This window comes from Flammeovirga sp. MY04 (genome assembly GCF_001682195.2).
GTDB classification, from domain to species: domain Bacteria; phylum Bacteroidota; class Bacteroidia; order Cytophagales; family Flammeovirgaceae; genus Flammeovirga; species Flammeovirga yaeyamensis.
Map to the genome: position 1 here is coordinate 286,225 of NZ_CP003561.2, position 15,387 is coordinate 301,611.

A 15,387-nucleotide genomic window follows, 5' to 3' on the forward strand; every position below is an offset into this window, starting at 1 on the left:
TAAGTTTAGAATTCAAGTGATAAACCACCTCTGTAAACTGCTGAGATAGGATAGTTACCTCTGTCAACACCTCTAAGGAAGATACTTTGTGAACCAACCTCTGGGTCAAAACCTTTGTATTTCGTGAAAGTGAACGGATTCTGAGCACTTACGTAGAATCTTAAATTGCTCATTTTCATTTTGTTTAATACACTCTTAGGTAAAGTATAACCTAAAGAGATATTTTGAATTCTTAAGTATGAACCATCTTCTAAGAAGTAATCTGAGAATGTACGAGTGTTATAGTGCTCGATCTCATCTCTTGGCATTGGAATTTCCGATGTTGGATTATATGGAGACCATGCATTAACTAATTCTGCACTTCTCTTAGTTAAGTAAGCGTAAGCTCTTGAACCGTTGTATACTTTAGCACCATAAGAACCGAATAACTGAAGACCTAAATCAAAACCTTTGTAAGCAACATTTAAGTTCAAACCAGCTTCCCATTGAGGAGTACCACTACCTTGATATACACGGTCATCTTGATCAATTACACCATCACCGTTTACATCTACATATTTCAAGTCACCTAACTGAGCAGAAGGAATTAATTCTTGATAAGCACTTAACTCTTCAGGAGTCTTAATAGTACCTTCAGTAGGAATTAAGAAGAATGAACCTGCTGTGTAACCTGGTCTTAAGAATGTAGTAGGCTCCGAGTTTCTAATTAGCATTGGCTCACCACCTGAGATTGATTCAATTGATGGTGCAAGCGATTGAACTATGTTGATGTTTTTAGTGAAAGTACCGTTAACAGTAAATTTCACATCACCAATATTGTTATTGTAACCTAAAGCGATCTCAATACCTTCGTTAGAAAGGTTACCTACGTTTTGCCAAACTCTATCGTAATTGTTTGCAGCAATTGCACCTGTCGAAGGAGGAATTTGTACCGCTAACAACATGTCTTGCTTGTCGTTTTTATAGTAATCAGTTGATAAAGTGATACGACCTTCTAAGAATTCCATATCTACACCAATGTTTTGAGAGATGTTTGTTTCCCAACGGATTGACTTATCAACGAATGTAGGAGCAATTGAACCGAACATTAAATTGTCGCTTCCTTCTCTACCTAAAACATAATCTACTTGAGGAATTACGATAGATTGGTAAGGAAGATCGGCCATTAAGTTCTGAAGACCTTGTCCTGCTTTATCTGAACCAGTTTCACCGTAACCGTATCTAATTTTGAAGTTAGAAACAGTAGTTTTGATTGGCTCCCAGAATTTTTCTTCAGAGATGTTCCAACCTGCAGAAACTGAAGGGAAGATACCCCATCTATTTGACTCGTGGAATCTTGATGACCCATCACGTCTAACTGAAGCACTCAATAAGTAACGGTTGTCATAAGCATACTGCACACGAGCAAGCATACCAATGTTTTTGTTTTCAGAGTAGCTTTGGTCTGCAGCAGTAATTTCGTTTGCAGCACCAATAGATTGTGTATCATTACTAGGGAAGTCTCTAGCGTGGATATAACGTCTATGTCCTTTTGATGTTTCAAAAGTAACACCACCTACGAATCCAACTTTATGTTTACCAAACTTTCTGTTGTAAGTAGCAGTATATTCTTGGATTGTTCTTTCGTATTTGTAATCAGTGTACTTAAGATCTGCAATAGGGTTAGAAGCATTCAATAAATACTCTCCATCAGTATCGTATACACTCCAAGTAGGAGCAAAGAATTTTCTGTTATCGTTAGCTACTGAACCACCAATGTTTGCGTTTAATTTAAAACCATTGAATAACTCATAGTTAACTCGAATGTTACCATTGTAACCGCTATTAGCTGTTTGGTTTGTTTGGTTTAACTTACCTACGAATCTACCCATGTTTTCTGGGTTAGCACCTGGAACAACTACATCTGTTTGACCTGGGTTAATACCTGGCAAGAATGGAGCTTGTTTAATCGCATCGTACTGTAACGCCCATGGTTCGTTGTTGGCTAAACTATTATTCAGACCCATGTTTACTTGGAACTGAAGTTTACCTTTTTTGTAAGTAGTATTTGCTCTTACTGTTTGACGAGCATAGTCAGAACCAATTAAAACACCTTGTTGGTCGAATAAAGTACCAGTAATGTTGTAAGTTAATGCATCAGAACCACCAGAGATTCTTAAACTGTGGTTTTGGATTGGCGCCATATCATTTTGAAGTTCTTGCATCCAATCTGTATCGTAGTAAAGACCTTGCTTGTTTTGATCTAGTGGGTTAAACTTACCAGACTCTTTAAACAAGTTTGTCAATCTATTGATATAAAGGTGATCGTTAGTACCCGCTACATCAATACCAGAAGTAATCTTCTGTACACCATAGTAAGAATCTAAGTTTACTTTCATAGAACCTGCTTTACCTCTCTTTGTTGTGATTAAGATTACACCAGCAGATGCTCTTGAACCATAAATCGCTGCAGAAGCACCATCCTTAAGTACCTCTAAAGATTCGATTTCTTGTGGAGAGATGTTAGGGTTAGAAGTATAAGTCACACCATCTACTACATATAATGGCTCTGAACCACCATCTTGGAATGAGGTGACACCACGAATAGTAATTGTTGAATTCGAACCAGGAGCACCTGATGCTGCTCTTACTGATACACCGGCCATTTGACCTTGTAATGCAGTACCAATATCGGAAGTAGCTAGACGATCAAGATCTTCAGATTTCACTTGAGTAATCGCACCAGTCACTTCTCTTTTTGTTTGCTCACCGTAACCAATTACGACTACTTCTTCTAAAGCTTCAGTGTCATAACCTAAAACGATATCGAATTTAGTTCTATCACCTATTGCAATATCTTGAGATACATAACCAACAGATGTTATTTGTAGTACTGCATTTTTGTTGGGTACTTCAATTGTAAACTTACCGTTTAAGTCTGTAACGGTACCAGTACTTGTTCCTTTAATAAGAACATATGCTCCAATAATTGGTAGCTGTTCCTCATCTGCAACAGAACCTTTTACTAGAAAAGATTGTGCGAACACGTTCATAGATGAGAGAAGCAGTATGAGGGTCATGATCCCCATACGACTTAGTTGCTTTGTTTTGGTAAAATAAAAACTCATAGTCTCTACATACTAAGTTTTAAAAAATTAATTCATTTGTTCATTTCTGATGATTCAAAACTAGAGCGGAATCTTTTTTTAAGTGTAGAAAAAACTATTACAATAGAGGGGGTAAAAAATAAGCTTAAATCAGATGATATAGATTGTTATAAAATATTAAAAATGCCCCCTAAAAATGTAGCTTAGTTTTGTCTAATAGTAGATTCTAAGAGATTTTTGAAATTTTTTTGGACAGAAAAAAAGTAAGTAGTTTTCATATGATAGTGTGTTAAATAATACATTTGCGAAAAAAATTCCGGGAGGAATGAAATTTTCCCCCCGCTGAGTTTATAATTTTTTTCTTGTTGTGGACAAGTAGATTTTTGTGGACAGTAATGAAAGAGCTGATTTATTGATTTTCAATCTCTTCCAATAGATTCTGATTGACTTGAGACTCCGATGCTTCCTTTAAATAAGCAGAAGGAGGAATGCCGAATTCCTTTTTAAAGCAGTTTCTAAAGTACTTCAGGTCGTTAAAACCAACTTCATAAGTCACATCACTTACACTGCAGCCACCTAATTTCAACATTTGAGCGGCACGTTTCAAGCGAATATTTCGAATAAAGCCTTTGGCTGTTTGACCTGTTAGGGCCTTTAGTTTCTGATTTAATCGAATTGGCGTTGCTCCATATTCTGAAGCCAATCTATCTACAGTAAATTCAGAATCAGAAATGTTTTCTTCTACGATAGCTACCAATTTCTTAAGGAAACGCTCATCTATAGAAGTATGTGTAATCTCACTAGGAGCCACATCCACTTTTGTTCTGAATTTCTTTTGCTGATTTTTTCTATTTTCAATCAATGAATGCATTCTGGCTAACAACGTATCCGAGTTGAATGGCTTAGTCACATAAGCATCCACTCCATATTCGTAACCCTTCAGTTTACTTGATTCAGAATTTTTGGCTGTCAACAAAATAATAGGAATGTGACATAGCTGATTATCATCACGAATATTTTTTGTTAGTTCATAACCATCCTTGATAGGCATCATAATATCTGACAATATCAAATTCGGCATCACGTCTTTTGCCAATTGAAGTCCTTTTTCTCCATCTTCAGCCAGATAGACTTCATATTCATCTTCAAGTAGTCCTTTTAATAATTCACGGATAGAGTAATTATCATCCACTACTAAAATTTTAGACTTGCTGCTCACTTCCAACTCATCTTCTTCTTGCTGTAATTGGATTTCTTGCGCCTCTAAAATTTCTGCTTCTGTTTCGTTGAAGGTTTCCCCTTCATAGCTTTCTCTATTTAGTGGGAATTCTAAGAAGAAAGTAGTACCTACATTCAATTCGCTTTCCACACGGATCTCACCGTGGTGTAAATCGACCAAACTTTTCGTAAATGCTAAACCGATACCTGTACCTCTATTCTTTGCTTTCTTTAGGTTGGAAACCTGATAGAAACGATTGAATAAGTAATCTAGTTTTTCTTCTGAAATACCAATACCAGTATCTTTCAACTTAATTTTTACTTTATCACCTTCTTGAGAAACAGAAAGTGATATTTCCCCTTTGTAAGTAAACTTAAAGGCATTCGATAGTAAGTTGTACATAATTTTTTCCAACTTATCTATATCCATATAGCCGTGAATATCTTCTGAGGTGAATTCTATTTTGAAATTAAGATTTTCATGTTCAGCAAACTCTTTAAACGAATGATACACCTGATCTATAAATGAAGACCAATTCCCTTTTGACAATTGAAGCTTCATTTGTCCTTGTTCTACTTTTCTGAAATCAAGTAGTTGATTGACCAAACGCATTAGATGCTGTACATTCTTAAAGATCATCTGATAACTCTTTTCGCGATCAGAAGCCGAAAGTGCTGCACCTTTTTTAATCAACTGCTCGATAGGAGTGTGGATTAAAGTAAGTGGCGTACGCAACTCGTGAGAGATATTTGTGAAGAATTGCAGTTTTAACTGACTTAAGTCTTCTAGTTTCTCTCTTTCGAATTTTTCTAGTTCTAACTGACTCTTCTTACGTGCTGTAATCAAAGAATATCTAGAGAAGAAACCTATAGAACAGAAGAATAGTAAAACATATATTGTTTTCGCCCACCAGCTTAACCACCAAGGAGGAAGGATCTCAATATGCATTTCAATAGGCTTCGGATTCCATATATTATCACCGTTAGAAGCTTTTACCTGAAGTACATATTCACCAGGAGAAAGGTTGGTATATTTTGCTTCGCGGTGCTGAGCATCCGTTTCAATCCAATTATCGTCGAACCCGAGTAATTGATATTTATACTTGTTGTTAGCAGAAGAACCATAATGCAAAGAGGCAAAACGGAAAGTAAAACTATTCTGATCGTAAGTCAGCTGTATATTCTTTGTGGTCTGTAAAGAAGTACTTAAAATCTTATGACCGTGGAACTCTTCTCCTAAATGAATATCTTTATTTAATACCTTTAGGTTCGTGAAAATAACGTTGGCAATCGTGTTATCATCAATAATTTCATAAGGTTTAAATAGGTTGATGCCATTTACACCACCGAATAATAACTCACCATTATTCATTTTTAGTGCTGCTAATTCTCCAAACTCATCATCTTGTAAGCCATCTGAAACATCAAAGTTTTTGATTTCTCTAGTTTTCAGATTGATTTTACTAAGACCTTTGTTGGTCGCTACCCAAAGGTTGCCATAATCATCCTCCAACATCGATTTGATCACATTGCTTGGAAGACCATTTTTTGAGGTCAACTTATCAAAGCTATATTCTTTGTTGATGATGTTCTTTTCTGATATAATATTGATGCCTCCACCCATGGTTCCGGCCCAAATCTCTCCATTTGATGCTTCGAAAACAGGAATGACATAATTATAATTCAGACTCTTAGGATCGTTTTTCTTCGACTGAAGAATCGTAAACTTAGGATAGTCTTTTAGCTTTTCTTCTTTATCTAAAATGATTAAACCTTTATTCGTTCCTATCCAAAGACTACCTCTTTTATCAATAGTTAAGCTTCTGATAATGTCGATCACCTCATCGTCTCTATCGATAATTTGAGGGTACGACCATTTCATCTTTCCATTTTCTTCTACACCTCTTACCAATCCGCCACCATAAGTAGCCAACCATAAAATGGAATCACCATCACTCTTGAGAGCAAAAGTGGCATTACTATTTTCTTTCGGATGGAAAATACACTCTTCAAGATGTTTTTCTAACTGATCTAATCGATCTTCTTCAATAGCCAATGTCTTTAATGGGTACCCCACACCAAGTACAATTTTGTCTTTCCAACGATCGACCGCATAGACTACATTCTGACCTTTTTTATTAAGTCCAACACCTATTTCAGTCACTTTTCCGTTGTCGACAATGTTTAGTCCTCCACCTTCAGTACCAACAAGTAATCTGCCGTTTTTATCTTCAAAACAGCCCCTAACCTTATTATATGTAAGATGGTATTCTTCGTCTCCCTTCTTTAAGTGTTTGAACTTCTTTCTTCTAGGATTGTATTTATTGATGCCACTACCGTTTGTACCAATCCAAACAACACCTAAGTTATCTTTATATAAACAGTTAATGATGTTCGCTCCAAAAGTCTCAGTATTGTCACTATTAAAGTGATTTTCTATTTGAAGTTGTTTCCCAATAACATTCCATTTCAATTGATACAAGCCGGCACCTGTTCCTGCCCAGAAAATACCATCGTCGTCTTTGGTTAAACTTTCTGATTTGATATCAGATACTTTGCTAAAAGAGTATTTTCCAGAATCGTTATTATCGATGGTTAAATGATAAATGCCATCAAAATAAGCGACCATCAAACCATTTTTCCCTTCAACAATAGCTTGCACACCGTTATCATGTGCTTTTTTAAAACTTTTGAACACCCCAAATTTTTGAGTTTCGGAAGGAGTAACAAAAATCTGAAGGCCTTTTTTACTTCCCACCCATAAGTTGCTTCTATGGTCAACATATAAACTCGTTATGTGATTAGAAAGAATGCTTTCGTTGTTGTGTGGGTTATGATAGAATTTATTTACTGAAATTGCTTCTTTGTCTGTAAATTCATGTTTAATACAGTTCAGTCCTCTCAGGTTGCCAAACCATATGTTACCATGACGGTCCGTGACTAGTTTAACTACATTATTGCTGGTAAGTAGTTTTGAATTGCCTTTGGTGTTCGCAAAGAAAGTAAATTGTTCTTTGGCTTGATGATACCTAAATAAACCAGCGTCAGCAGATCCTATCCATAAGTTACCGTGCTTATCTTCGGTAATTGTATTGATAAGGTTGGAGGGTAGATCATGAGTATCCATTCTGAAATTTTTAAACTCATAACCATCAAAACTAGAGAAGCCGTCGTTAGTACCTATCCAAATCAGGCCAGACTGATCTTGATAAATACAATTGATATCGTTCTGTGATAACCCTTGTTTCGTTGTAAAATGGTCAAATACGATGTCTTGGAATGTTGCGTAAGCAGTATTCCAAAGACAAGTTGTTAATGTAATGAATAAGAGGTAGACAAGACTCTTAGACATTTTCGATGTTAGTAAATTCATTTATTTCTCACTTATAATAATAAATCAAATCAAAAAGACCATACTCAAGTAATAGAATGGTATTGAAAAGTATTGATAAGAAGTCTGTAATTCAATTTTTTGGGGGGAAGAATAAAAATACCCCCTTCATTTGCTTAAAAATTTACTCTTAATAGTAGCAATTTAATTAAAAAGATCAGATTCACACAATATTGCGCAACAATAGTACGCGGTGTTATTAATATTTTCTAATATTAATTTTTTTATTGAAATAATAGCCCCGAAGTAATAACGAATAACTAAAGATTCTTAGCTCTTTTATTTCTGTTGTTAAAAAAATTATGCTTTAAACTACGATAAATGCCCAATTTGAAATTCTAACCCCTCTATTCGTTTAGTTAATTTCCAAGTACTAATTACTTAGCTAATAAATTTGAGACATATCTAAGATTTCTTAACAACACAATAGAAATTGAATGAAAAAAGATGTCTGTGACTACTTATTATTTATAGGCGTATCAAATTATATAGAGTATGAAAAATGTATTAATTATTATCGCAGCTTTCTTTATAGTTGGTTGTTCCGTACAAAGGGATAATAAGCAATCGAATAAAGAAGTTTTTACAGCTGACTGGGAATCTCTTCAACAATACGAAGTACCAACTTGGTTTCAGGATGCTAAATTAGGAATCTTTATCCACTGGGGTGCTTACTCAGTTCCCGCATATGGATCGGAGTGGTACCCAAGGTTAATGTATATGGACAGTGTAGAGTGGACCCCAGATGGTGAAGCTAAAAAAATTGGAGCAACTGCTATTAATAAATACCACGAGTCACATTTTGGAACACTTGATAAATTCGGCTACAAAGATTTTATTCCAATGTTTAAAGGCGAAAACTTTGATGCTCAAGAATGGGTACAACTTTTTCAAGATGCAGGAGCCAAGTACATTGTACCTGTAGCAGAACACCATGATGGCTTTGCGATGTATAAATCGAAACATACTCGATGGAACTCTGTAGATATGGGTCCACAAAAAGATATTTTAGGTGAACTAACTACTGAAGCTAGAAAGAAAGACATTAAAATTGGAGCATCATCGCATTATGCTTTTAACTGGAATTACTTTACTTACAAAAAAGGATTTGATACGATGGATCCTGAATACAGCGATTTGTATAGTAAGCCGCATGATCATTATGCTCCAGCATCACAAGAGTTTTTATCACATTGGTGGGATAGAACAGTAGACATTATTGATGCATACCAACCAGATATTTTATGGTTCGATTTCTATATCGATAGAGAAGAATTTATGCCTTATCATCCAAAATTGGCTGCTTATTACTACAATAAAGGTATTGAGTGGAAAAAGGATGTGGTATTGCAAACGAAGAACTTTAAGAAAGTAACTTTCCCAGAAGGAACACATGTATTGGATATCGAAAGAGGTAAAATGTCGGATATTAATCCAAAAGTATGGCAAACGGATACTTCAATTGGTAAAAACTCATGGGGTTATGTAAGTAATTGGGAAACTAAAGATGCCAATACAATCATCGACGACTTAGTGGATATTGTAAGTAAAAATGGTTGTCTATTACTGAATGTTGGTCCAAAAGCAGATGGTACTATTCCTGATGATCAAAAAGCGATTTTATTAGAAATTGGTCAATGGTTAAAAGTAAACGGAGAAGCAATCTACGGTTCAAGACCTTGGAAAATATATGGTGATGGCCCAACACAGGTAGCTACAGGTCATCATACAGAAGGTAAAAACAAAGATCTTACAGCAGACGATTTCAGATTCACAACGAAAAATGGAAAGCTTTATGCCATTTCTATGGATTGGGCTAGAAACGGAAAAGTAAAAATCCCTCATCTTCAAAAAGGATCAGAATATTTAACTGCTTCTATTAAAGATATCAAGTTATTGGGTGTGGAAGAGGATTTAAAATGGTCACAAAATGAGGATTATCTAGAGGTGATGCTGCCTTCTGAAAAACCATGTGAGCATGCATTTGTCTTCGAAATCGCATTCGATAAAACAAACAATCCATTATAATATAAGCTATCTGATGGAAAAGCTGTAATTCTAATTTGAGTTGCAGCTTTTTTTAATTCTAAGAAATAAAAACAGAGGATTAGCATTCTTCAATCAATTAGAAAACATAAAAACCTTTTTAAACAAGACATAACAATGAGAACAACCTTACTAATTTTATCATTGATGTATTCTTTTGTGCTTACCGCACAAGACAAAGCAAAAGTAACCTTCAATCCATCGACTAAAATGTCTTATGATGGGGTGACAAAGTTTGAGCGTAAAAACTTTATCAATGTACACACTACTTATGAGCATATCCCTCAGCAATTTAGAAAGGAGTTGTACGAAGAGTTAGGTGTATCTGATGGTCGATCATTTGGCTTAGGGACACCATCAAATAAATTGAGTGGAACCAACCATAAACATCCTGGAACGTTTTCAGAAAAAGCATTAAAAGCGGAGATGAAGAAAATTGCTTCCCATTCAACTCCAAGAAAGTTCGAGGATGAAATCATTGTCACTTCTCACCCAGGGTCTTATTTCCCTGTAGGAGAATTTGTATTGGAAAAGAAGAAGGAACAATTGGTTGGCATTCCTGCAATTGAAGAATATTTCCAGCAAAGATTAAGAGAGTCAACGTACAGAAAAGGGTATATCGAAATTTTGAATGAACCCTTTGTACACGATAGAGATATGCATACTTCGGTAGATACGATTATCGATATGTTTAAATATACGGCAAAAGCGATTCATCAAAAGTATCCTCAAGCAAAGGTGGGTGGCCCTGGACATGCTTGGCCAGCTTATGAGTTAAACGACTTTCAGATTTGGAAGGAGCGAATGGGTAAATTCATTGAGGTCGCAGGAAATGATATGGACTTCCTATCGGTTCATCTTTACTCCACATATTATGATGATAAAGCAAGTTACCGAGCAGGTGCCAATGCGGAAGCCATACTTGATATGATCGAAGCCAAGTCATTACAAGTTACTGGTACTATAAAGCCATTAGTGATTTCAGAATATGGTTCTGGTTTTAAAAAAGGGACAAACATTGTGCAAGCCTATTACAAAGAAAGAGATTGGTATGTGATTCATGGAGTGAATTCTAAGATGATGCAATTTATGAACCGACCACATCGAATTGTAAAATCCGTTCCTTTTATATGTGGTAGAGCCGATTGGTACGATAATGAGCACCCATATCCTTGGGTACTTTTCCACAAGAAGAATAATGAATATCAGAAAACGGAATTGATTAAGTTTTATCAGTTCTGGAAAGATGTAAAAGGAGAGTATGTATTTATTCAATCGGACCATGCAGATGTTCAGACAGTAGGATTTAGAGATGGCAACAAAGTTTTTATCTGTTTGGATAATTTAGAAGATAAAACAATTGAAGTTGACTTAGCAGGAACAGGATTTAAACATCAAAAAGCGGAGTTAAGAAGAATTTATAGCGAGGGTAATGGACCAATTTTATCTCAGCAATCTATAAGTGATATATCAAAAATTACGTTGAGCTCTGATGAAACCGCTATTTTGATTTTGGAGCTAAATGATGATACGGATGAATTTTCATCAACTATTAAGTTAACGGAGCAATACCATCCAGAAACCATTCAGAAAATCGGACAACAAGAAAAAGAATATCAATTTGATGTCAACCCAGACGAATTGGTTTTTGTCGATCTTCATTTGGGTATTGCTAGACCTATTGCAGAAGACTTTTTACCTATCGTAAAATTAAATGGTCAAAAAATTTCGGTCAGTAGAAATCAGATGGGTCGAACACAAGATTTTAAAGAGCTTACTTTTGAGAACGCATTGGAACCTAAGATCAAAAGACCACAGCAGCAGAACTTCTTTGGGGTACACAAAATAGCTTTGCCTAAAGCACTTTTGAAGAAAAAAAATGTGCTATCTCTTTCTTTTGAAAAGGGTGAAGGGTATATATCTACGGTGAAGTTGGTGCAGGGGCATCAGAGTGAGATGAATCAATAAATAAAGTGTTTTGGAGGTAATGTCAGATCTGAAAGAAGAGAAAACATTACCTTTTTTTTGTGTTTTCACTCAACATCAATTTTGTAATTGATTAATATATAGGTGTTTAAATCAAAAGGAGGGTAATCAATAGATAAAAGAGGGGTATTTGGTACTTATCTACCGTTGTTCAGTATTTATCGAGTAAGATAAATGTGCAAATTTAAATCGGTTAGTTAATTTTGTTAGCGAAATGAATAATATAAATCAGATTTGACTATTCAATAACAACTAATAAAAAAAGAGACTACCAAATGAAAAGATTTTTTTTACTATTCATCAGTTTAATACCAGCACACTTATTTGCACAAAACATCATTGATGTAAATATAGATGTAAAACATTCCATTGAAGGACTCTCTGAATTTGACAGAGATAAATATGTGACTATTCACGCGGGCATGCGTGAAGGGGATTGGGACAATGCAGCCTCAGATCCTACGGACATCAGAAATGATTTATTAAATAATAAGAATGTATTTTTAGGTAGAGATACCGGACATATCTCATGGATATTAAGAGGTGTGGCTAAACAAGATCCTAATCGCCCAGGTTTTGCAGATACAACCTTTTTGGCACAAGAAGCCGTAAGCTACAGAAATAAATATAGTACCTACAGCAACTATGCTCACAAAAATAAGTCGTGGGTGTTAGGGGCACAATTGCATCCATTTTGGCCTGATGGTCAGAAAACCAATTTAGGATGGGCCTTATCTCAAACAGATACAGAAGAGGAGCCTTTAGGAACAGCGACAGGTGAGTATATCGCTCATTATATCAAAGAATTTTATAAAGACCAAAACGAAGAGGAAACACCAAAGTACTTTGAGGTAATCAACGAACCGGTGTGGCACTTGGTGGATTATGGCAGTACAGATATCAAAAAGATATTTGAGTTCCATAACACTGTGGCAAGAGAGATTCGTAAAGTTAACGGCGATAAAGTTGAAATCGGTGGTTACACTACTGCTTTCCCTAATTTTGAAGAGCAAAACTTTAAACGTTGGGAAGATCGTTGGAATACATTTATGGATATGTGTGGAGAGGAAATGGATTTCTGGTCAATTCACATCTATGATTTCGCTTCTATTAATGGTGGAAAAGAAATGCTTCGTAAAGGTAGTAACTTGGAGGCAACGATGGATATGATGGAACATGCTTCTTGGAATAAGTTTGATGAAGTGAAGCCTGTGATGATCTCAGAATATGGAGGACAAGCGCATGACTTCTTTAAACAACCTTGGACGCCAGAAAGAGATTGGTATCTGATGCGTTCAATGTCATCTCAGACAATGACTTTTTTAGATCGTCCTCAAGCCATTAATAAAGTGATTCCTTTCTGGGTATTGAAAGCAGAATGGGGTAGAGATTCTGAAGGTTACCCTTATTTACACCGTTTACTTCGTCAGAATGATGAGTTGGAAGGATCAACTGGCAAACATTGGGTGTACGGAGAAGTAATTAAATACTACGATCTTTGGAAAGATGTTCAAGGAACAAGAGTCGATCATTTATCAAATAATTTGGACATACAGACAGATGCTTATTTGGATGGTAATGTGTTGTATTTGATCATCAATAACTTGAATCAAAATGATGAAATTATTCGACCTAACATCATTGGATCAGATACGAATCCTATTACTTCCGTAGAGGTTAGACATTTATTTGCTATTGACGATATTCCACAGATTACTAATAATGTCTTTAATGAGGTGCCAGAATCATTTTCTTTAGGAAGCGAAGGAACATTAATCTTGGCTTATACTTTCCAAAATGAAGTAACTATTGATCAATCATCGACAGAGTCGAAATACTTTGCTACTACTTATTACCAAGAGATTACTGGGGGGACGCCTTTAGAGTTTTCGATTCCCAATGTAACAGTAGAAGAGGAAGGCGAAGCCGTATTGAGAATTGGTATAGGTAGAGATCATGGGAAGTCGCTTTTCCCTAAGATTAAGGTGAACGGAACAGAAGTAGATGTACCTAATAACTATAGAGGAGATGATCAGAAAGACAAGGACAGATTCTTCGGAGTTTTAGAAGTTCCGGTACCTTATGAATTGATAGAATCAAGCAATAATGTGAGTGTTGAATTTTCTGATGCTTCAGGACACATTAGTAGTGTTTCTTTGAGGGTGTATAATTTTAGTAGACCTATTGAAAGATCTTTTGATGGTATTGATCCTCCAACGGGAATTCATCCTGACGAGGTATCATTGATCAAATTGTTCCCTAACCCTACAAGTGGTAAAGAGGTGAATGTAGTAACACCAAAAGCAGCTACTTCTATTAGAGTATTTGATATTATTGGAAACAATGTATTTGAAATAAATCAGCCAGAAAGTGAATTTAAAATACCATCAAATGTATTGAAAAGAGGAATGCATTTGGTACAATTTAACTTTGATGGTGTGGTAGTCACTAAGAAATTGCTTGTGAACTAGGCAAAAAATAAAAGCTATCGGGGTGGTATTGTCCAGAAAGAGGGTAAAAAAAGTTTTTGACCCTATTATAGTGATTTTGTCTATGTATTATCTGCCATAGAAAAGGTAATTTTAAGCTATATCCCATTATTCAATTTCTGATTGAGTGATGGGATATAGATGATTATAAATTTTTTTATTATTTGGAACATGAAAAAGATCGTCAGTTTTGGAGAGCTTTTAATTAGATTGTCCTCTCCTGGATACCAGAGACTAACGCAAACTAAATCATTAAATATAGATTTTGGTGGAGCAGAAGCAAACGTAGCTGTATCCTTAGCACAGTTTGGAGATAACGTTTCTTATGTTACTCGCGTGCCAGAAAACGATATGGTAACCAGTGCGATTCGTCATTTAAATAGCTTTAAAGTAGACACAGACGATATCCTTTTGGGTGGCGACCGAATGGGCTTATACTATTACGAAAATGGTGCTGTAGGTAGAGCTTCAAAGGTGGTGTACGATAGAAATTATTCTTCTACGGCAACCATGAAAAAAGGAATGTTCGATTGGGATGAAATCCTGAAAGATGCCGATTGGTTCCATTGGTCAGGAATTACGCCAGCCGTTTCTGAGGGAGCAACTGAAGCGTTAAAAGAAGCATTGGAATTTGCTCAGGCAAAAGGTTTAACCATTTCTATGGATTATAACTTTAGAGGCAACCTATGGAAGTGGGGAAAAGAAGCCGATGAAGTGATGCCAGAATTGATGCAATACAATCACGTAATGTCGGGAACTCACCCAGATGTAGATGTATTGGCAGGGCCTATTGATGATGCGCTTTTTAAAATTGAAGGTGATAAAATCATGAAGGAATATCCTAACTGTAAAGTAGTTGTATTTACTTCTAGAGGTGTTGTTTCAGCATCACATAATACATGGAGTGGAGCACTTTATGATGGAGAAAAAGTATATCGTTCTACTCAATATGATATCACTCATATTATTGATAGAGTAGGGGGTGGCGATTCATTTATGGCTGCACTTATTTATGGTTTAAGAAACTTAGGTGGTCCTCAAGAAACAATTGATTTTGCAGTGGCAGCATCAGCAATTAAGCACACTGTAGAAGGGGATCAAAATATCTGTACAGTAGACGAAGTACAGACTTTTATAAAAACTAACGGAACAGGAAAAATACAAAGATAAT

6 protein-coding genes are annotated in these 15,387 nt (G+C 35.7%); 4 read left to right on the forward strand and 2 right to left on the reverse strand.

The features are described from left to right. Positions 1–5: 5 nt before the first annotated feature. Both MY04_RS21240 and MY04_RS21245 read right to left on the reverse strand, forming a co-directional pair. A complete protein-coding gene (locus tag MY04_RS21240) occupies positions 6–3,107 on the reverse strand; it encodes a SusC/RagA family TonB-linked outer membrane protein (RefSeq protein ID WP_066214030.1) in 3,102 nt (1,033 codons plus the stop codon). Between the two features lie 388 nt (positions 3,108–3,495). After that, positions 3,496–7,656, reverse strand: coding sequence for a hybrid sensor histidine kinase/response regulator transcription factor (locus tag MY04_RS21245; protein WP_066214032.1), 4,161 nt, complete (start codon positions 7,654–7,656; stop codon positions 3,496–3,498). Between the two features lie 534 nt (positions 7,657–8,190). Between MY04_RS21245 and MY04_RS21250 the strand changes: the two genes are divergently transcribed. The 4 genes from MY04_RS21250 to MY04_RS21265 all read left to right on the forward strand — a co-directional run bounded on the left by MY04_RS21250 (position 8,191) and on the right by MY04_RS21265 (position 15,386). After that, on the forward strand, positions 8,191–9,723 hold the full coding sequence (locus MY04_RS21250) for an alpha-L-fucosidase (RefSeq protein ID WP_066214035.1): 1,533 nt from the start codon (positions 8,191–8,193) through the stop codon (positions 9,721–9,723). A gap of 135 nt (positions 9,724–9,858) precedes the next feature. Continuing rightward, positions 9,859–11,709: a GH39 family glycosyl hydrolase gene (locus MY04_RS21255; protein WP_066214037.1), complete on the forward strand. Its 1,851-nt coding sequence runs from the start codon at positions 9,859–9,861 to the stop codon at positions 11,707–11,709. A 293-nt stretch (positions 11,710–12,002) separates the two neighbouring features. Next, complete coding sequence (locus MY04_RS21260; protein ID WP_066214039.1) at positions 12,003–14,198, forward strand: T9SS type A sorting domain-containing protein; 2,196 nt, start codon at positions 12,003–12,005, stop codon at positions 14,196–14,198. 189 nt (positions 14,199–14,387) lie between these two features. Beyond that, positions 14,388–15,386 (forward strand): sugar kinase, encoded by a 999-nt coding sequence (locus tag MY04_RS21265; RefSeq protein ID WP_066216674.1) that lies wholly within the window; start codon positions 14,388–14,390, stop codon positions 15,384–15,386. Position 15,387: the final 1 nt, after the last annotated feature.

Bases quoted from the DNA above. Each gene is read 5' to 3' on its own strand.
- MY04_RS21240 (WP_066214030.1), bottom strand. From the start codon at position 3,107: ATGAGTTTTTATTTTACCAAAACAAAGCAACTAAGTCGTATGGGGATC.
- MY04_RS21245 (WP_066214032.1), bottom strand. From the start codon at position 7,656: ATGTCTAAGAGTCTTGTCTACCTCTTATTCATTACATTAACAACTTGT.
- MY04_RS21250 (WP_066214035.1), top strand. From the start codon at position 8,191: ATGAAAAATGTATTAATTATTATCGCAGCTTTCTTTATAGTTGGTTGT.
- MY04_RS21255 (WP_066214037.1), top strand. From the start codon at position 9,859: ATGAGAACAACCTTACTAATTTTATCATTGATGTATTCTTTTGTGCTT.
- MY04_RS21260 (WP_066214039.1), top strand. From the start codon at position 12,003: ATGAAAAGATTTTTTTTACTATTCATCAGTTTAATACCAGCACACTTA.
- MY04_RS21265 (WP_066216674.1), top strand. From the start codon at position 14,388: ATGAAAAAGATCGTCAGTTTTGGAGAGCTTTTAATTAGATTGTCCTCT.